Here is a 17087-nt window from a genome sequence, read left to right on the forward strand (position 1 = left end):
TCCGACTGTCGGCGAGCGAAAAGGTATTTGCGGCATTTTTTCGACGCTACTGCCTTCTGTAGCAGAGCCGAAACCTACCTAACCGCTATCCGCGCTGCTTGAGTCTTGGTTATCCGTCGGCTCGTCGAACGAATAGCCAAAATAGTCAATGTCCTGCGCATAGATCTCAGCGACCAAATCACGAAGTTCGTCAGTGTAAGAGTCTTGGTACCTTGATTTCTGCGGACGCGCGCTGTTGATTTTCAGAGAGCCGAGTTCCGGGCAGCCGATTTGTTGTCCGATTTTCGGCAATTCTTCCTGTCGGTTTTCAAATCGAACGATCTTGTCGACGATGATTTTGCCTTTTTCATCAGAAATGAATTCCAGGCACGTTCGCGTCAGTGGACGGTACGTAAATATCGTTGAGCCCGGGGACAGACGTTCCTGATGGATGCTTTTCACGAACTGCTCAAATGTCAAATCGTCCACAGCTGACGTGTTTTTTCGCATGTACATGTACAGAGACAGAATCCGCTCCCACGGATTGCGCACGACCGTGAAAGTGAAGATCTTCTCCCAGAGTTCAACGCCAAGGAGGTCGCGCATTTCAACGGCGGTCAGGTGGTCTTCAAAAATCTGTTCGGTCGCTTTGTCTTTTTCGGGGATATTCAGCTTTCCATGACCAATACCAAACCTTTCACCAAGTTGCGCTCGAATGGACGAAGATGATGTGCGCGGGATGTCCACGAACCAAAAACCCGTTTGCCGAACTTCGCGCCGTCCACGGTGATAGTTCAGTTGGCGATTGATCGCGTTCTTTTTGCGCTCGAAAGACCGCGAAAGTTTAGATTCCAGCAAGGCGAGCCTCTCCTGAAGTAGCGAACGGCAATGCTGGATGCGTCGCTTGGATGCTCTAATCATCACTTTAGCCTTTCGATACTGCGAAGCAGCCTGTATTGACCCTGTCACGATTACGGGGCGGACATATCCGCGAACGTATTCTCATTCCAACTGTCTCATCGCGCGAACTTCTTGTGCTTCAGCCGTTTGGGCTCCAGCGCATCCGGCCCCAGACGGCGTTTCTTGTCTTCCTCGTATTCGGCAAAGTTGCCCTCGAACCATTCGACATGGGCGTCACCTTCGAAGGCCAGGATATGCGTACAGATCCGGTCGAGGAAGAAACGATCGTGTGAGATCACGACTGCGCAGCCGGCGAAATCGACCAGCGCGTCTTCCAGCGCGCGCAGGGTTTCGACGTCAAGATCGTTGGTCGGTTCGTCCAGCAGCAAGACGTTGCCGCCCTCTTTCAGCAGGCGGGCCATGTGGACGCGGTTGCGCTCGCCCCCTGAGAGCAGCGAGACCTTTTTCTGCTGGTCGCCGCCCTTGAAGTTGAATGACGAGCAATAGGCGCGGGAATTGACCTGCGCGTCACCCAGTTGGATGATCTCGGCGCCGCCGGTGATGGCCTCCCACACGGTGTCGTTGTCGTTGAGGTCGTCACGCGATTGATCGACATAAGACAGCTGCACCGTATCGCCGTATTCGATGGTGCCTGCATCGGGCTTTTCCTGGCCGGTGAGCATCTTGAACAGGGTCGATTTACCGGCGCCGTTGGGGCCGATGACGCCGACGATGCCGCCCGGCGGAAGGCTGAACGAGAGATCCTCGATCAGTTGCTTGTCGCCCATGTGCTTGGACAACCCGTTGACCTCGATCACCTTGCTGCCCAGGCGCGGGCCGTTGGGAATGACGATCTGGGCGCGCGACAGCTTTTCGCGTTCGGATTGCTGGGCCAGTTCGTTGTAGGCGTTGATGCGGGCCTTGGATTTGGCCTGGCGGGCCTTTTGACCTTGACGCATCCATTCCAGTTCGCGCTGTAGGGTCTTCTGCTTGGACTTGTCTTCGCGGGCTTCCTGCTCCAGCCGCTTGGCCTTCTGTTCCAGCCACGAGGAATAGTTGCCCTCGTACGGGATGCCGTGGCCACGGTCGAGTTCCAAAATCCAGCCGGTGATGTCATCCAGGAAGTAACGGTCGTGGGTGACGATTAGGATGGTGCCCTTGTAGTCGATCAGGTGTTGCTGCAGCCAGGCGATGGTCTCGGCATCCAGGTGGTTGGTCGGTTCGTCGAGCAGCAGCATGTCAGGCGCTTCGAGCAGCAGCTTGCACAGCGCCACGCGGCGTTTCTCGCCGCCCGAAAGGGTTGTGACATCGGCATCGTCGGGCGGGCAGCGCAGCGCCTCCATCGACACGTCGATCTGGCTGTCCAGATCCCACAGGTTTTCCGCGTCGATCGCGTCCTGCAGGGCGGTCATCTCTTCCATCAACTCGTCCGAGTAGTTCTCGGCGATTTCCATCGCGATCTCGTTGAAGCGGTCGACCTTGGCCTTTTTCTCGGCCACGCCCAGCATGACGTTTTCACGGACGGTCAGGTTTGGGTCCAGCTGCGGCTCCTGCGGTAGATAACCCACTTTGGCGCCTTCGGCGGCCCACGCCTCGCCAGTGAAGTCCTTGTCGAGGCCGGCCATGATCTTGAGCAGGGTCGATTTACCGGCGCCGTTGACGCCGACGACACCGATCTTCACGCCGGGCAGAAAGCTCAGGTGGATGTTCTCAAAACACTTCTTGCCACCGGGATAGGTCTTCGAGACACCCTGCATGTGGTAGACATATTGATAGGCGGCCATGTCACGTCCTCTGGATCGGGGAATTCGGGTTGACCCGCTTGATAGCCAAGCATGGCAAGCGGGGCAAGCTGATGCGTTCCGTACATTCGCTCGCCGTCCGGTGGCGGCCTTGGATTGACAAGTCCGCCCGGTTCTGAACATCCACGGAGGATGTTTCGAAGCGCCATCCCATTCGCGCGGCCCGGGCAGGTCGTTGGCTTGTTCGGCGGGTCATTCGATCCGCCGCATGCGGGGCATGTCCACGCGACGTTGGAGGCGATGAAGGCCTTCGGGCTGGACCGCGTTTGGTGGTTGATGTCGCCGGGCAACCCGCTGAAGGAGCGCGGTCCCGCGCCATTGATGCGCCGCATGGAGGCGGCGCGCGCGATCTTGCGTCATCCCCGCGTCGCGGTCACGGATATCGAGGCGCGTATCGGCACGCGGGCCACGGCCGATACGCTGGCCGCCCTGCGCCGCCTGTATCCCGGCGTCCGGTTCGTCTGGCTGATGGGCGCCGACAACCTCGCGCAGTTCCACCTTTGGAAGGACTGGCGCTGGATCATGGACAACGTTTCGGTCGGTGTTGTTGCCCGGCCCGGAGACAGGATCTCGGCGCGGATGTCGCCCGCGGCGCGGATCTATGCGCGGTATCGCATCGACGGGACTGCACGGCACCTGCTGGGTCGTGCCGACTCTCCTGCTTGGTGTTTCGTGAACGTGCCGATGATTGACGTCAGTTCGACCCAGATTCGTTCCAGCGGCGAATGGACAGGTTGAAGTGTTGCCGGAATGGCCCCTGTTGGCGCATATTGGATTTGAGCAGTTGTCTGCTCTGATCTATGGGATTTTAATTGACCCATGCCTGATCGTTTTTCGCGCCGTGTATTTTTGGGGGGATTGGGGGCCAGTTTGATCCCCACAGTCGGCGCGGCCGGTGCGCCAGCGGTGTCGTTGCGGCCGATTGCTCGGGGTGCCGAGCTCTCCGCGGCCGAGAGGATCGTTGCGGCGGCGGGCCTTAAAGGCGAGGTGGTCTTTGCCGTAGCCGATGTCGAAACAGGCGCAGAACTTGAGGCTTTCGGGGGCGATCAGGGGTTGCCGCCAGCCAGCGTCGCCAAGGCGCTGACGGCGCTTTACGCGCTGGATGTGCTCGGACCAGACCATCGGTTCGAGACGGCGCTGATTGCGGATGGACCCATCGAGAACGGTATCCTGGAGGGCGATCTGATTCTGGCGGGCGGCGGTGATCCGCTGTTGGATACCGATGCGCTGGCAGGTATGGCCGCCAATCTGCGCAAGGCCGGGGTGACCGAGGTGCGCGGCGCCTTCAAGGTGTATGACGGGGCCTTGCCCTTTGTGTTCAGCATTGACCCGGGTCAGCCGGACCATGTGGGTTACAGTCCGTCGGTCAGCGGTATCTCGCTGAACTTCAACCGCGTGCATTTCGAGTGGAAACTGGGGACTTCGGGGTACGACGTGTCGATGGATGCGCGCAGCGCCAACTACACCCCGTCCGTGGACATGGCGCGGATTCGGGTCGAGCCGCGCAGTCTGCCGATTTACACCTATCAACGCAGCGCCCGGCAGGACCGGTGGACAGTGGCCAAGGGCGCGTTGGGCAAGGGCGGCGCGCGGTGGTTGCCGGTGCGCAAGCCGGCGCTTTATGCCGGCGACGTTTTCCGAACGCTGGCCCGGGTAAACGGGATCGTTCTGGGCCGGGTGCAGGTCACGCGGCAGGCCCCACGGGGACAGGTGCTGGTTGTGCATCAGAGCGATGCGTTGGACAGCATCCTGAAGGGCATGCTCAAATATTCCACGAACCTGACGGCCGAGATGGTGGGGATGGCTGCGACAAGGGCGCGCGGGGTGTACCCGGGTTCATTGGCGGCATCCGCCGCCGAAATGAACCGCTGGGCCGCCGCAAAATACGGGACCAGACGGATTGCGATGGTGGATCATTCGGGTCTGGGTGAAGCGTCTCGTATGGCGCCTTCGGATCTGGTCAAGGCGCTGGTCGCCGCCCGGCAGGATGGGCTGCTGCGGCCGTTGCTCAAGCCGTTCACGTTGACGGACGCCAAGGGGAGGCGTGTGGTCGGAAACCCGGTCCGGGTCGATGCCAAGACCGGGACGTTGAATTTCGTGTCCGGTCTTGGCGGGTTTCTGACCACGGCCGGCGGAACCGATCTGGCTTTTGCGATCTTCACCGCCGACATGGCGCACCGTGCGACTATCCCGCGTCAAGCCCGGGAACGCCCCGACGGCGCGCGCAGCTGGAACCGTCGGTCTCGCAGGCTGCAGAAGGCGCTGATCGAACGCTGGGGCGCGCTGTACGGAAGCTGAGCCGAACCGCGTCAGACCGTGTGCCGGGCCCGGGCGCCGCGTTCGATCGCGGCGGCATGCAGGCGGTCGATGCTCAGTTCATAGCGAATTTCTTCCAGCAGGCGCAGCTCGGTTTCGGCTAGCGCACCATCTGCGGCAGCTACGTCGCAGGCCAGCGCATAGGCCGTTTCATGCAGCCGCTCCGGCAGGTTGTCTCGGATCAGACCGAATAGCGCATCCAGGCCGTCTTCCTGCTCGAAAAGGTCGAACACGATCTGCGAGACGCGCCGCATGCGGTCGATGTCATATTCAGCAAAAACCGGCAGCATGTTCACCGCAGCCTCGATCTTGACCAGTTCGGCCGTGCGGATGTTCTCGTCAGATGCGGAGACGGCCACCATGATTGCCACGAGGCAGTCCTGGGGCGACATGGGGTGGGCAACGGCTTGGGTCATCGGTTCGTCCTGAATTGGGCTGTCTGCCGCGGCACGATAGGAGCGCGCGCAGCAGGGTTCAACCGCTTCTTGCGAACGCGCCGAACGACCCTGGTGTGCGGCAGGACCTGGCGGGTGCGAGGTTGCTGCGAAAAACAGCAGTTTTGTCGGGCAGGAGGGGGCGTGCTTTATTGACTTATGCTGCACCGGCACAATAGGAGGGGTGGTCCGGTTGCATGGGGTGGCCGGCGCTGTTTGTCCCGATGGAGACCCGATCAAATGTCTGAACTGCGTGAAGCCGCGATGTCGTCCAAGGCCTGGCCTTTCGAAGAGGCGCGCCGGGTGCTCAAACGCTATCAGAAGGCTCCGCCGGAAAAGGGATACGTGCTGTTCCAGACCGGCTATGGCCCCTCGGGCCTGCCGCATATCGGGACCTTCGGCGAGGTGGCGCGGACCTCGATGGTGCGTCACGCCTTTGAACAGCTGAGCGACATCCCCACCAAGCTGATCTGCTTTTCCGACGACATGGACGGGTTCCGCAAGGTGCCCGGCAACGTGCCGATGCAGGAAGAGCTGAAGCAGGACCTGAACCTGCCGCTGACCAAGGTGCGCGATCCGTTCGGCACGCATGAGGGCTTTGCCCAGCACAACAACGCGCGGCTGTGCGAGTTTCTCGACAGTTTCGGTTTCGACTACGAGTTCGCCTCGGCCACCGAGTATTACACCTCCGGGCGCTTTGACGAGATGCTGCTGGTGGCGCTGGAACGGTTCGACAAGATCATGGAGATCATGCTGCCGACGCTCGGCTCCGAGCGGCGCGAGACCTATTCGCCGTTCCTGCCGATCTCGCCCAAGACGGGCCATGTGTTGCAGGTGCCGACGCTGGAGCGCAATGTCGCCAAGGGCACCATCGTCTACGAAGAACCCGATGGCGAGCGGGTCGAGATCCCGGTCACCGGTGGTCACGTCAAGATGCAGTGGAAGCCCGATTGGGCGCTGCGCTGGGCTGCGCTGGGCGTGGATTACGAGATGTCGGGCAAGGACCTGATCGACTCGGTCACGCAATCCTCCAAGATCTGCCGGGCGCTGGGCAAGCAGCCGCCCGAGTCGCTGAGCTATGAGCTGTTCAACGACGAGCACGGTCAGAAGATCTCGAAATCGAAGGGCAACGGGTTGTCGATGGAGGAGTGGCTGACCTATGCCGCGCCCGAGAGCCTGTCGTACTTCATGTACCAGAAGCCCAAGACGGCAAAGCGGCTGTATTTCGACGTGATCCCCAAGGCGGTGGACGAATATCATCAGCAACTGCGGGCCTATCCGGGGCAGGAGCTGAAGGCGCAGTTGAACAACCCCGTCTGGCATATCCACGGCGGCGAGGTGCCTGAATCTACCCTTATCGTGCCTTTTGCCATGCTGCTGAACCTGGCCTCGGTATCCGGCGCCGAGGACAAGGAGACGCTGTGGGGCTTCATCCGCCGCTATGCGCCCGAGGCCACACCCGAGACTCATCCCGACCTGGACCAGGCGGCCGGGTTCGCGGTGCGGTACTACAACGATTTCGTCAAGCCGACCCGCACGTTCCGTCTGCCGACCGAGCAGGAGCGCGAGGCGCTGGAGGCGCTGAAGGCGGCGTTGGAGACCTATGACGGCCCGGTCGAAGACGAAGCGTTGCAATCGGTGGTCTATGCGATCGGCCGCGAACGATTCGATCCGATGCGCGCCTGGTTCACAGTGCTGTACGAGGTGCTGCTGGGCGCCAGCCAGGGGCCGCGCTTCGGCGGGTTCATCGCGCTTTATGGCGTGCCGGAAACCATCGCCCTGATCGATAAGGCCCTGGCCGGAGAATTGGCCTGATTTGACCCGAACGCGCCCGGGGCTACGCTCTGACACAGGAGGTGGCCCCATGCGTCGTTTGTTGATTGCCGTTTCTCTGATCGCCGGTATGGCAACCGGTGCCCTGGCCCAGAACGCCGAGATCGAGGCTAATATCCGCGCCCAGATGCGGGCGTTCCAGGCGGATGACTTCGTTACCGCTTTCACCTACGCCAGCCCCGGAATCCAGACCCTGTTTCGTACGCCCGAAAACTTCGGTGCCATGGTGCGCAACGGCTATCCGATGGTTTGGCGACCGGCCGATGTCAGGTTTCTCGACCTGCGTCAGATCGACGGCCAGTGGTGGCAAAAGGTTATGGTGGTCGATGGTGACGGTCGGGCGCATATCCTGGACTATCAGATGGTGCAGCGGGAGAGCGGCTGGAAAATCAATGGCGTTCTCCTTCTGGGCAACGCCGACCCCGCGGCCTGACGCAACACCCACCGTCACGGTGCCGTGAGCGGCGGTTAAATCCTTTCCGATATCTCAAGCCCGCGTGTCCGGAAACATCCGGGCCTGGGAGCTGGCCTGTGCCGCGTTGGAGCGTGGCGCGATTGGGAAAGGGTATTCAATGAACAAGGCAATCACCGACGGCATCGTGTTGATGCCGCCGCAATTCGCGAATGGTCTGGATGTATGGTCAAGCGGCGACGGGACGCCCGGTACGCCCACATACGATGGATCGGGTTCGGGGGCGTTCGTGCCGGCGGATGCAGATTTCGGCGGGTGCCTGGAGATCTTGAAGGTCAATACAATCCAGCAGCTGCGCTATATGGGACAGACACCGCTGTTGCCAGGGTGCTATTTGCAGATCAAGGCACGGGTCAAGGCGGTCAGCGGTCCGCTGCCGCAAGTACGGATTGCCGGTTGGGCCGGCGGTGCCGGCGACATGCATGTTCCGGGACTGGTTGAACAGGGGCCTGCCACGCAACTGACGGCCTATGGCTTGGTTCACGAGATCACGGCCATCGTCGGCACTGGCCAGCGCTCCGGCGTGGACATGCCGTGGGGCATGTCGGCCATTTATGGGCATTTCGGGCTGGATATCGAAGGCGCCAACGGGGCCGTGGTGCGCGTCGATGACATCGAGATCACCGACGTGACCGGCGTGTTTCTGCGCGACATGATCAGCCTGGTGGACGTGCGCGATTTCGGTGCCGTGGGCGACGGGGTCACTGATGATTCCGCGGCTTTCGAGGCCGCCGATCAAGCCGCCAACGGCCGCCGGGTCTATGTGCCCGAGGGCGTCTATTACCTGGGCCAGGACGTGGGGCTGGATTCGGAGGTCGATTTCGAAGGTACGGTCATTATGCCCGATGACCGGATGCTGCTGCTGACCAAGAATTTCGACCTGTCGACCTATGTCACAGCGTTTGGCGACGAGGCGCTCGCCTTCAAGAAGGCGTTTCAGGCGCTATTGAACAACGTCGATCATGAGTCGTTGGATCTGTGCGGCCGCAAGATTTCGGTCTCGGCCCCCATCGATATGCAGGCCGCTGTGCCGAACCGCACCAGCTATTCCACCCGCCGCGTGATCCGCAACGGGCAGTTCGACGTCAAGGACAGCACCGCGTGGGATACCCAGACGTTCACCTCGACCGCGACCTATGATCCGGCGGATCCATACAGGCTGACCAACGTGGCAAACGTTGCCAACATTCCGGTCGGCGCCCTGGTCCAGGGAAGCGGCGTCGGACGCGAAATCTATGTGCGGTCCAAAAACGAAGGCGCGGACGAGATCACGTTGAACGCTCCGATCCATGACGCCGCCGGAACACAGACCTACACTTTCGTGGATTTCAAGTATCTGCTGGACTTCAGCGGCTTCAGCGCGTTGCAGAAATTCGGCATGGAGGACATCGAATTCCAGTGCAACGGCCGGTCCAGCGGCATTCGCCTAGCACCGGGTGGCAACACCTTCGTATTGAAGAATTGTTTCGTCAGCCGGCCCAAGGATCGCGGCATCACCTCGATCGGGGTGGGCTGCCAGGGGATGCTGATCGACGGGTGTCAGTTTCTGTCCAGCGAGGAGGCCCTGGATGTGCCGGATCGCAGTTCGATCGCGCTGAATGCCAACGCCAATGACGTCAAGTTGCGCCACAACCGGGCGGTGCGGTTCCATCACTTTGCGGTGCTGGGCGGCGACAACAACCTTGTTCTAGGCAACCACTTCTTTCAGGGGGACAGCGTTCCGAACGGGGTGCGGAACGCCGGGTTGGTCATGATCGGCACGTACAACAGCTCGGCCATTGCCGAGAATTACATTGACAACTGCTTTGTCGAATGGACCAACGAACGAGATGCCGCGCCTGACTATGCCTCGGGCTTTTCGTTCAGCGCCATGAGCATCACTGACAACATCTTCTACAGCAGCGATGTCGCGGCCTGGTTCAGCTATATCGTTATCCGGCCCTATGGAAGCGGCCACTTCCTGAACGGGCTGACGGTTACGGGCAACAAGTTCCGTACCGCCAATGGGAAGATCGATCGGGTGGATCGCGTCGACACCAGCTTTGCCGGGCTGGACCCAGACCGCTTTGTCAACGTCACCTTCGCCAACAATACCTATCACAACGTGACCATTAAAACCGCCAACCCTCTGCGGGTGCGCCACGAACAGAACTCGGCCGCGCAAGCCTGGTTGGTCGATTCCGGTGGCGCCTTGCCCTTTGGCGGGCAAGCCCGCGGTTGCGACAGTGTTGTGGCCGTTGCGGCGCTCAAGTCATCGCTGGGCGCGGTTCGCTATGCGGCCCCTTACGTGCAATTGCAACAGGGTGGCGCAGAGGATCGGGTGCGGTTGCGGTGGCCAGAAAGCCTGAGTGGTCAGGTCACTGTGGTCATGCGCGTCGAGAGGTGATCGTCCGTTGACCGGCAGTCTCAGCGCTGCCGGTCGCCTGCGATCAGAAATCGCGCCACAGGGATAGCTTGAGGCCGACCGACTCTTTGAACGAGTTCTTCTCGAGCCCCACGAGCCAGGTGTTTGGGCCGTCTTTCGGGCGATACGTGATGGATGGCCGGGCGCTCCAATAGAACGGGCGCCCGGACACATAAGAGGTTTCGACCTGCAACAGCGGGTCGATGCGCCGCGGCGAGGACAGGCCTGCGGTAAAGTCCAGCTTTCGGATCACCGCCTCGTGGGTTCGGTATTCAAAAGACGCGTCCACCGCCATCCACCCTCCGCCGACCCGGGTCTTGAACCCTTTTCCCCACGACAATGTCGCCTTGTACATCGCCCAGGCCTGAAGCTGCCGATGATGGGCGCCGATGCCGAATTCGGCGGCAAAACGCCCCGCCTCTTCGAGATCCGCCACGGGAACCCGCGCGAACACCAGCGCATGGCCGTAGAGATCGCGGTGTTCCTCGGCGTCCAACCCTATGGTCAGGTTCGGCCGCAGCCCCCATTCGGCGTACAGCGACGTCTTGTAGGCGGTCGTCCCATCCTCTTGGCGGAACCCGGTCACGGACAGGGCCGTGAACGCCTTGTTCTGTTCGCGCAGCCAGGCACCGGCCAGCGCCGGGCCGGACGCAAGAAGACAAGAGAGCAGAAGCGCGATCAAACGGGTCATGAAGGCAAATTCGTCAATCTTGGTTAACAGAGTGTTAGCTTTGCTTTCATTTCTCTGAATGCCATTTGAACCGGGGCGTTCCCGCCAATGCAGGAAAACCGAGACCTTACGAAAAGCTGTGATAATCTTGATCTCAAAACAGGAGGAGCAAGATGCCCAGGATTTCAAAAGATGCGAATGTTCAGACCGTTATCACCACGTTCGAAATGACGCCGGGCACATGCCAGGACCTGCTCGAAGCGCTGACGGACGCCTATGCGGACTTCATTTCCAAGCAGCCCGGGTTCATTGCCGCGGGCCTGCATGTCAACGACGCCCAGACGCGGATCGCGAACTATTCCCAGTGGCGGCGGCGCGAGGACTTTCTGGCCATGCTGCGGACGCCCGAGATGCGAGAGCGCAACCGTCGGATCAACGAACTGTGCAAAAGTTTCGAGCCGGTGATGTACGACGTTGCCGAAACTTTCGACTGACCGTGACCTGGATCAAGGTCCGTTTCCGCCGGGCGTTTCATTCTGCCGGCGAAACTCAAGGAGGCGCGAGCCATGTATCACAATATTCTTGTCCCGATTTCCTTCGATGCCGAGCGTGACACCTCGGCGCCGCTGAAACTGGCGAAGATCCTGGCGACACCGGATGCGAAGGTGACGCTGTTGCATGTGGTCGAGCACATTCCCGACTATGCGATTTCCTACATGCCGGCAGAATATCTGACCGAGGCGCGCAAGGCGGTCCAGGACGAGCTCAACACCCTGGCCGCAAAGCTGCCAAACGCCAAGGGCGTCGTGGTTGAGGGTCATTCAGGCCGTACGATCCTTGACTGGGCCGAGTCCAACAAGCCTGACCTGATCATTCTGGCCTCGCACCGGCCCGGCATGCAGGATCTGCTGCTGGGGTCGACGGCGACCCATGTGGTGCGCCACGCCAAATGCGCGGTGCATGTGGTGCGTTGACGCCGTGGGCCGGTTCGGTGTCGGCGCCACGGCATTGCCACAGTGTTGGTTCAGAAACGGCGCATGATCGATGAAACGAAGGCCGCCCAAGGCTCGGCTACCGACAGACGTGTCTTGCGGAGGCAACGCGGCGGCGGGCGCTTTCGCCGTGGCGCATCCTGTTCATGGTGCTGACCCTGCCGGTGACCGTTGCGGGCATCGCCTTGGGTATCTACCTGCGCACGTCCGAGTATGACCGCACCGGTGCGATGATGCACCTTTGGGCGCTGGCGGGCTGCGAGGCGGCGCGTTCGGTCGGGCTTGGCCCGATGCGCAAGGGGCAATTGGGGTATCACGAGCGCAACGACCCCGATGGCAACGGGATCGCCTGCGAAACCGGCGCGACAGATCGGTTCAACGCACCGGCGCCAGTTCAATCGGTCGCGCCGAGGCCCGACCGGTCCAAAAGCCAAACTCAACGCAAAATTGGTTCAGCCAAATTCGTTCGCCCCCAAGTGGATTGACCTGCGGTTGTCTCGTCCGCATGCAGCGATCGTTCTGCCTGTGTCTGTACGGAAAATTGCCCGTGTATGCTAAGCTGCAAGCGGCAATTTCGCCCACAGACAGGGAGAAAAACCATGTTTGCAAGAATAACCCAATTCAAGATGAAGCCTGGAACGCGTGAGGCGGCCACGGCAAAAATGAATGAATTGAAGGCCGAAATAATGGGCATGCCCGGCATGCATTGCTTTACCAACGTGATGAACGAAGACGGCAGCGGATATGTGATTTCGGTGGTCGAGAGCGAGGAAACCTCGAACGCGAATGCGCCGAAGGTGGCCGAGCTGTGGGGCCATTTCGCCGAATTCATGGAAGGACCGCCCTCGCCGGCCGGTTTTGATGTGGTGGCGCACTGGGACAAGGGCTGATCCCTTTGGCATGGCCATCGCTACCCGCTTGCCAGTGTTGAGCGGGTCGGTGACACTGCGCCCCATGACCCGGGACGAATTCAACGCCTTCTGCGCCACTCTCAAGGCCACGAGCCACGTTGTGCAGTGGGGCAACGCGGATGTGTGGAAGGTGGGCGGCAAGGTGTTTGCGATCTGCGGCTGGAACGACGGCAAGGACGCCTTTACTTTCAAGGCCACCGATCTGACCTACGAAGTACTGCAGGATCAGCCCAGCATCCGCCCCGCGCCCTATCTGGCCTCGCGCGGCATGAAATGGCTGCAGGTTTACGACGAACGCGGGATCAGCGACGCGTCCCTGCGCGACCACATCGTGACGTCCTACGAGATGGTCGTGGCCAAGCTTACGAAAAAGATGCGGGCAGAGCTGGGGCTTTAGCCCTTCATCGCCTGCAGCAATTCGATCAGCCGCTTGCGATCATCGTCATCGGCGTAATCGCCCGCGGCCAACCGTTCGGCGATGCGCAGGCGTAGACGCTCGTGCTGGGTGCGCACCTCTTCGCCTGCGGTTTCGGCAAGGGTCTTCATGATCACCGCCACCGCCTGCTGCCGCTTGGTGGTGGGGTTGGCGATGTAGTCGACCAGGCTTTGCTGCCCGGAATCGAGGATGTTTTCGGCCAGCGCCCGCAACTGCTCGCCATTGGTCAGCAGCGGGGCGGGGGTGCCTTCGGGCGGCAGGATCTCGGGCGCGCTGCGTGGGGTTTCAGCCAGGGCGTTGGCGCCGTCGACGAAGGCCTCGGTGATCATCCGGGTGATCTTGATCGCGCGCGGGTCTTTGAACAGGGTCGAGGCGATGGCCACGCCGTAATCGGTATATACCCACGGATTGACTCGCCGCCCGCCGCGGCCTTTTGGCTTTGAAATCACATCCTGTGATATCAAATCGGCAACCTCGGCATCGGTCAGCTGAAATCGGTAGCCCTCGAACAGGTCCTTGTTGCGCGAGACGGCCTGATTGAAGGCGCTGACGGATTTTCCGTAGAACCGCGCCAGATCATCGGCCAGCACCACGCGGGTGCCGCGCACCCGGTGAATGGCGCTTTGGACCTCATGCGTGGAGGGCAGGTTCTTGGTGTTCGTCATGGCACCCGTTTGGAATCACAATTTGTGATTTCAAGCGTGGGGGAGGGGGAGGTGAGTGGCAAGGGTAGAGTGAGGGGTGATGGCAGGCTTAGTTCGATTGCCAACTTATCCGTTGACACATACTTGTCGACTTACGAATGGCTCATTAGGTTCACTATTGAATAACCAAACATTCTTTTTTCAGAGTTATCTCATTGAGTTGCTTTATTTACATCGATGAAAGCGGCGAGTCCGGAATAGCCAAAATTCGTGATGGAAAGAAGGGCGGATCTTCCCCATACTTTGTGCTTGCTGCTGCTGTCATGCCCAGAGCGGTTGCAATTGACGCAAGGCGTGTACTGGATTCGGTGAATTCTGATCTGGGAAAGAAATGGCGACACGCAACTGATCTCTCGCATAGCCAAACGGTTTATTGGTCGCGCAAAAGCGTCGAAGTCAACTTACGGTATTTTGCGGTAGTTTCTAACAAAGCAACGCTGGGTGCATATTCAAACCGAACTCAAAAAGACCCGCAAAAGTTCTACAATAAGTGTGCCGTCTACTTATTGGAGCGAGTCGGGAAATACCTTCTCAATCGCGGTTTTGGAAACGAGCCGCCAACAGTGATTTTCGAAACTCGAAACCACGACTACGACGCAATGAGACGCTACATTGGCAAGATAAAAGACAATCCAATGCACTCGGATGCTAAGTATCTTCGAGTGTTTAATCCCTTTGCGATAACAACGAGATCAAAAGAGGAAGAACCTCTCTTGAAGTATGCTGACTTGGCCGCATACGCGGTTTACCAATGCGCAAACAAGACACCCAAGAACTTTAGCATCCCAGAACCAAGATACTTTGTTGAACTCAGCAAGAGGTTTGGTGCTGATGAAGCGGGGAAGATTTTGGGGAACGGCTTAAAGACAATACATACGCTTGAGCAATTAAAACTCGACTCAGACATAGAAGGTCTTTTTCGTTCGATCAAAGCAGCGCCGATGCGCAAGTAAGACTCACCGCCGCTTACGCTTCACATTCCCACCCCGCTGCCCCGGCCGTCCGGCCGTTGACCGCCCCTGCGAGCGAACCGCGTCTTCCGAGGCTTTCTCGACCGCCCATTGACGCGCCATGGGGTCGTCGGCGACGGCCAGGTCGACCGCTTCCAGACGCTTGATCTCGTCGCGGATGCGGGCGGCTTCCTCGAATTCCAGGTTCTCGGCCGCCTTGCGCATCTGCTCGCGCAGCCCGTCCAGATGGGCCTCGAGGTTGGCGCCGTGCATCGGCTTGTCGATGGTGGCGGTGACGCGGTTCATGTCCACGTCGCCAGCATAGAGACCGGCCAGAACGTCCTCGACATTCTTCTTCACCGTCTCGGGCGTGATGCCGTGTTCCTCGTTATAGGCGATCTGTTTGGCGCGGCGACGGTTGGTTTCCTCCAGCGCGCGCTCCATGCTGCCGGTGATGCGGTCGGCATACATGATCACGCGGCCCTCGGCGTTGCGGGCGGCGCGGCCGATGGTCTGGATCAGCGAGGTCTCGGACCGCAGGAAGCCTTCCTTGTCGGCGTCCAGAATGGCGACTAGCCCGCATTCGGGGATGTCGAGCCCTTCGCGCAGCAGGTTGATACCCACCAGCACGTCGAAGGCCCCTAGCCGCAGGTCGCGCAGGATCTCGATCCGCTCGATCGTGTCGATGTCGGAATGCATGTAACGGACCTTGATGCCCTGTTCGTGCATGTATTCGGTCAGGTCTTCGGCCATGCGTTTGGTCAGCGTGGTGACCAGCGTGCGATAGCCTTTGGCCGAGACCTTGCGCACCTCGTCCAGAAGGTCGTCGACCTGCATTTCGACGGGGCGGATTTCGACCTCGGGATCCAAGAGGCCCGTGGGGCGGATCACCTGTTCGGTGAAAACGCCACCGGTCTGCTCCAGCTCCCACGCCGCGGGGGTGGCGCTGACGAAGATGGATTGCGGGCGCATGGCGTCCCATTCCTCGAACTTGAGGGGACGGTTGTCCATGCAGGAGGGCAGGCGGAACCCGTGTTCCGCCAGCGTGAACTTGCGCCGGTAGTCGCCGCGATACATGCCGCCGATCTGCGGTACGCTGACGTGGGATTCATCGGCAAAGACGATGGCGTTGTCGGGGATGAATTCGAACAGGGTCGGCGGCGGTTCACCCGGCGCGCGGCCGGTGAGGTAGCGGGAATAGTTCTCGATCCCGTTGCAGACGCCGGTCGCCTCGAGCATCTCGAGGTCGAAATTGGTGCGCTGCTCCAGCCGCTGTGCTTCCAGCAGTTTGCCCTCGCCCACCAGTTGGTCGAGGCGCTGGCGCAGCTCCTTTTTGATGCCAAGGATCGCCTGCTGCATCGTCGGTTTTGGCGTGACGTAGTGCGAGTTGGCATAGACGCGGATCTGCTCCATCGTGTCGGTGCGCTCGCCGGTCAGGGGGTCGAACTCGGTGATCTGTTCCAGTTCTTCGCCGAAGAACGAGAGTTTCCACGCCCGGTCCTCGAGGTGGGCGGGCCAGATTTCCAGGGAATCGCCCCGCACCCGGAAGCTGCCGCGCTGGAAGGCCTGATCGTTGCGACGGTATTGCTGGGCCACCAGATCGGCCATCACCTGCCGCTGGTCGTATTCGTTCCCGACCTTCAGATCCTGCGTCATCGCCCCGTAGGTCTCGACCGAGCCGATGCCATAGATGCACGAGACCGAGGCCACGATGATCACGTCGTCGCGTTCCAGCAGCGCCCGGGTGGCCGAGTGGCGCATCCGGTCGATCTGTTCGTTGATCTGCGATTCCTTTTCGATATAGGTATCGCTGCGCGGCACATAGGCTTCGGGCTGGTAGTAGTCGTAGTACGAGACGAAATATTCGACCGCATTGTCCGGGAAGAAGCCCTTGAACTCGCCATAGAGCTGCGCCGCCAGCGTCTTGTTGGGGGCGAGGATGATGGCGGGGCGCTGGGTTTCCTCGATCACCTTGGCCATAGTGAAGGTCTTGCCGGTGCCGGTGGCGCCCAGCAGCACCTGGTTGCGCTCGCCGTCCAGAATGCCCTGCGCCAGTTCCCTGATCGCGGTGGGTTGGTCGCCTGCAGGGGCGAATTCGGTGTGCATCACGAAACGCTTGCCGCCCTCAAGCTTCAGGCGGGTGCGCACGTCGTCGGCAGTCAGCTGGGTCTTGTCGGAATGAGCATAGGGCATGGGCAGGCTCCGCTTCGGCCCCTTACATTTGTTCTTATTTTGTCCGCATGCAACCCCCGCCGGGCGGGTCATTTGCATCGCCCTGCGGCAA

At 60.5% G+C, this 17087-nt stretch carries 17 protein-coding genes; 11 read left to right on the forward strand and 6 right to left on the reverse strand.

Going from position 1 to position 17087, the window contains the following annotated elements:
- Window positions 1–78 precede the first annotated feature (78 nt).
- Together AC2FNS_RS09020 and ettA are read right to left on the reverse strand one after the other, a co-directional pair.
- Window positions 79–900 carry a sulfotransferase family 2 domain-containing protein gene (locus AC2FNS_RS09020; protein WP_496688160.1) on the reverse strand — a complete coding sequence of 274 codons (822 nt, stop codon included), beginning with the start codon at window positions 898–900 and terminating at the stop codon, window positions 79–81.
- Between the two features lie 95 nt (window positions 901–995).
- On the reverse strand, window positions 996–2663 hold the full coding sequence (gene ettA / locus AC2FNS_RS09025) for an energy-dependent translational throttle protein EttA (protein ID WP_496711686.1): 1668 nt from the start codon (window positions 2661–2663) through the stop codon (window positions 996–998).
- A 150-nt stretch (window positions 2664–2813) separates the two neighbouring features.
- Here ettA and AC2FNS_RS09030 point away from each other — a divergent pair, with 150 nt between their 5' ends.
- Complete coding sequence (locus tag AC2FNS_RS09030; RefSeq protein ID WP_496681920.1) at window positions 2814–3419, forward strand: nicotinate-nucleotide adenylyltransferase; 606 nt, start codon at window positions 2814–2816, stop codon at window positions 3417–3419.
- A gap of 81 nt (window positions 3420–3500) precedes the next feature.
- Window positions 3501–4979, forward strand: a complete 1479-nt coding sequence (dacB, locus tag AC2FNS_RS09035) for a D-alanyl-D-alanine carboxypeptidase/D-alanyl-D-alanine endopeptidase (RefSeq protein ID WP_496803821.1) — start codon at window positions 3501–3503, stop codon at window positions 4977–4979.
- Between the two features lie 11 nt (window positions 4980–4990).
- Here dacB and AC2FNS_RS09040 read toward each other — a convergent pair whose 3' ends face one another.
- Window positions 4991–5413, reverse strand: a complete 423-nt coding sequence (locus tag AC2FNS_RS09040; protein ID WP_040633393.1) for a tellurite resistance TerB family protein — start codon at window positions 5411–5413, stop codon at window positions 4991–4993.
- A 258-nt stretch (window positions 5414–5671) separates the two neighbouring features.
- Between AC2FNS_RS09040 and AC2FNS_RS09045 the strand changes: the two genes are divergently transcribed.
- The 3 genes from AC2FNS_RS09045 to AC2FNS_RS09055 all read left to right on the forward strand — a co-directional run bounded on the left by AC2FNS_RS09045 (window position 5672) and on the right by AC2FNS_RS09055 (window position 10122).
- The gene (locus tag AC2FNS_RS09045; protein WP_496711687.1) at window positions 5672–7246 is read left to right on the forward strand and encodes a lysine--tRNA ligase; all 1575 of its coding nucleotides are present in this window, start codon (window positions 5672–5674) and stop codon (window positions 7244–7246) included.
- Window positions 7247–7295: 49 nt separating this feature from the next.
- On the forward strand, window positions 7296–7697 hold the full coding sequence (locus tag AC2FNS_RS09050; RefSeq protein ID WP_496688168.1) for a DUF4864 domain-containing protein: 402 nt from the start codon (window positions 7296–7298) through the stop codon (window positions 7695–7697).
- Window positions 7698–7836: 139 nt separating this feature from the next.
- Complete coding sequence (locus AC2FNS_RS09055) at window positions 7837–10122, forward strand: glycosyl hydrolase family 28-related protein (RefSeq protein ID WP_496803822.1); 2286 nt, start codon at window positions 7837–7839, stop codon at window positions 10120–10122.
- A 43-nt stretch (window positions 10123–10165) separates the two neighbouring features.
- On the opposite strand, the gene AC2FNS_RS09060 is transcribed toward AC2FNS_RS09055, so the two are convergent.
- Window positions 10166–10831, reverse strand: a complete 666-nt coding sequence (locus tag AC2FNS_RS09060; protein ID WP_496711689.1) for a hypothetical protein — start codon at window positions 10829–10831, stop codon at window positions 10166–10168.
- Between the two features lie 152 nt (window positions 10832–10983).
- Here AC2FNS_RS09060 and AC2FNS_RS09065 point away from each other — a divergent pair, with 152 nt between their 5' ends.
- The 5 genes from AC2FNS_RS09065 (at window position 10984) to AC2FNS_RS09085 (ending at window position 13110) form a co-directional block, all read left to right on the forward strand.
- Complete coding sequence (locus tag AC2FNS_RS09065; protein ID WP_496711690.1) at window positions 10984–11304, forward strand: antibiotic biosynthesis monooxygenase family protein; 321 nt, start codon at window positions 10984–10986, stop codon at window positions 11302–11304.
- Between the two features lie 72 nt (window positions 11305–11376).
- Window positions 11377–11784, forward strand: a complete 408-nt coding sequence (locus tag AC2FNS_RS09070; RefSeq protein ID WP_496711691.1) for a universal stress protein — start codon at window positions 11377–11379, stop codon at window positions 11782–11784.
- A gap of 164 nt (window positions 11785–11948) precedes the next feature.
- Window positions 11949–12287, forward strand: a complete 339-nt coding sequence (locus AC2FNS_RS09075; RefSeq protein ID WP_496711692.1) for an excalibur calcium-binding domain-containing protein — start codon at window positions 11949–11951, stop codon at window positions 12285–12287.
- Between the two features lie 177 nt (window positions 12288–12464).
- Window positions 12465–12692, forward strand: a complete 228-nt coding sequence (locus AC2FNS_RS09080; RefSeq protein ID WP_496681939.1) for a hypothetical protein — start codon at window positions 12465–12467, stop codon at window positions 12690–12692.
- A gap of 64 nt (window positions 12693–12756) precedes the next feature.
- A complete protein-coding gene (locus AC2FNS_RS09085) occupies window positions 12757–13110 on the forward strand; it encodes an MmcQ/YjbR family DNA-binding protein (protein WP_496711693.1) in 354 nt (117 codons plus the stop codon).
- On the opposite strand, the gene AC2FNS_RS09090 is transcribed toward AC2FNS_RS09085, so the two are convergent.
- Window positions 13107–13814, reverse strand: a complete 708-nt coding sequence (locus tag AC2FNS_RS09090; RefSeq protein ID WP_496711694.1) for an ORF6N domain-containing protein — start codon at window positions 13812–13814, stop codon at window positions 13107–13109. The two genes, AC2FNS_RS09085 and AC2FNS_RS09090, sit on opposite strands and share 4 nt — an antisense overlap.
- Before the next feature lie 194 nt (window positions 13815–14008).
- Here AC2FNS_RS09090 and AC2FNS_RS09095 point away from each other — a divergent pair, with 194 nt between their 5' ends.
- A complete protein-coding gene (locus AC2FNS_RS09095) occupies window positions 14009–14806 on the forward strand; it encodes a DUF3800 domain-containing protein (RefSeq protein WP_496711695.1) in 798 nt (265 codons plus the stop codon).
- A 3-nt stretch (window positions 14807–14809) separates the two neighbouring features.
- Here the strand turns inward: AC2FNS_RS09095 and uvrB are convergent, their stop codons facing one another.
- Entirely contained in the window at window positions 14810–16996 is a 2187-nt protein-coding gene (gene uvrB / locus AC2FNS_RS09100; RefSeq protein ID WP_496711696.1) for an excinuclease ABC subunit UvrB, read from the reverse strand.
- Window positions 16997–17087: the final 91 nt, after the last annotated feature.

Source organism: Ruegeria sp. BHSA191 (assembly GCF_059613325.1).

Coding starts and splice junctions, on each gene's coding strand:
- AC2FNS_RS09070 (WP_496711691.1), top strand. CDS start 11,377: ATGTATCACAATATTCTTGTCCCGATTTCCTTCGATGCCGAGCGTGAC.
- dacB (WP_496803821.1), top strand. CDS start 3,501: ATGCCTGATCGTTTTTCGCGCCGTGTATTTTTGGGGGGATTGGGGGCC.
- AC2FNS_RS09020 (WP_496688160.1), bottom strand. CDS start 900: ATGATTAGAGCATCCAAGCGACGCATCCAGCATTGCCGTTCGCTACTT.
- AC2FNS_RS09080 (WP_496681939.1), top strand. CDS start 12,465: ATGAATGAATTGAAGGCCGAAATAATGGGCATGCCCGGCATGCATTGC.
- AC2FNS_RS09055 (WP_496803822.1), top strand. CDS start 7,837: ATGAACAAGGCAATCACCGACGGCATCGTGTTGATGCCGCCGCAATTC.
- AC2FNS_RS09090 (WP_496711694.1), bottom strand. CDS start 13,814: ATGACGAACACCAAGAACCTGCCCTCCACGCATGAGGTCCAAAGCGCC.
- ettA (WP_496711686.1), bottom strand. CDS start 2,663: ATGGCCGCCTATCAATATGTCTACCACATGCAGGGTGTCTCGAAGACC.
- uvrB (WP_496711696.1), bottom strand. CDS start 16,996: ATGCCCTATGCTCATTCCGACAAGACCCAGCTGACTGCCGACGACGTG.
- AC2FNS_RS09050 (WP_496688168.1), top strand. CDS start 7,296: ATGCGTCGTTTGTTGATTGCCGTTTCTCTGATCGCCGGTATGGCAACC.
- AC2FNS_RS09085 (WP_496711693.1), top strand. CDS start 12,757: ATGACCCGGGACGAATTCAACGCCTTCTGCGCCACTCTCAAGGCCACG.
- AC2FNS_RS09030 (WP_496681920.1), top strand. CDS start 2,814: ATGTTTCGAAGCGCCATCCCATTCGCGCGGCCCGGGCAGGTCGTTGGC.
- AC2FNS_RS09040 (WP_040633393.1), bottom strand. CDS start 5,413: ATGACCCAAGCCGTTGCCCACCCCATGTCGCCCCAGGACTGCCTCGTG.
- AC2FNS_RS09065 (WP_496711690.1), top strand. CDS start 10,984: ATGCCCAGGATTTCAAAAGATGCGAATGTTCAGACCGTTATCACCACG.
- AC2FNS_RS09045 (WP_496711687.1), top strand. CDS start 5,672: ATGTCTGAACTGCGTGAAGCCGCGATGTCGTCCAAGGCCTGGCCTTTC.
- AC2FNS_RS09075 (WP_496711692.1), top strand. CDS start 11,949: ATGGTGCTGACCCTGCCGGTGACCGTTGCGGGCATCGCCTTGGGTATC.
- AC2FNS_RS09060 (WP_496711689.1), bottom strand. CDS start 10,831: ATGACCCGTTTGATCGCGCTTCTGCTCTCTTGTCTTCTTGCGTCCGGC.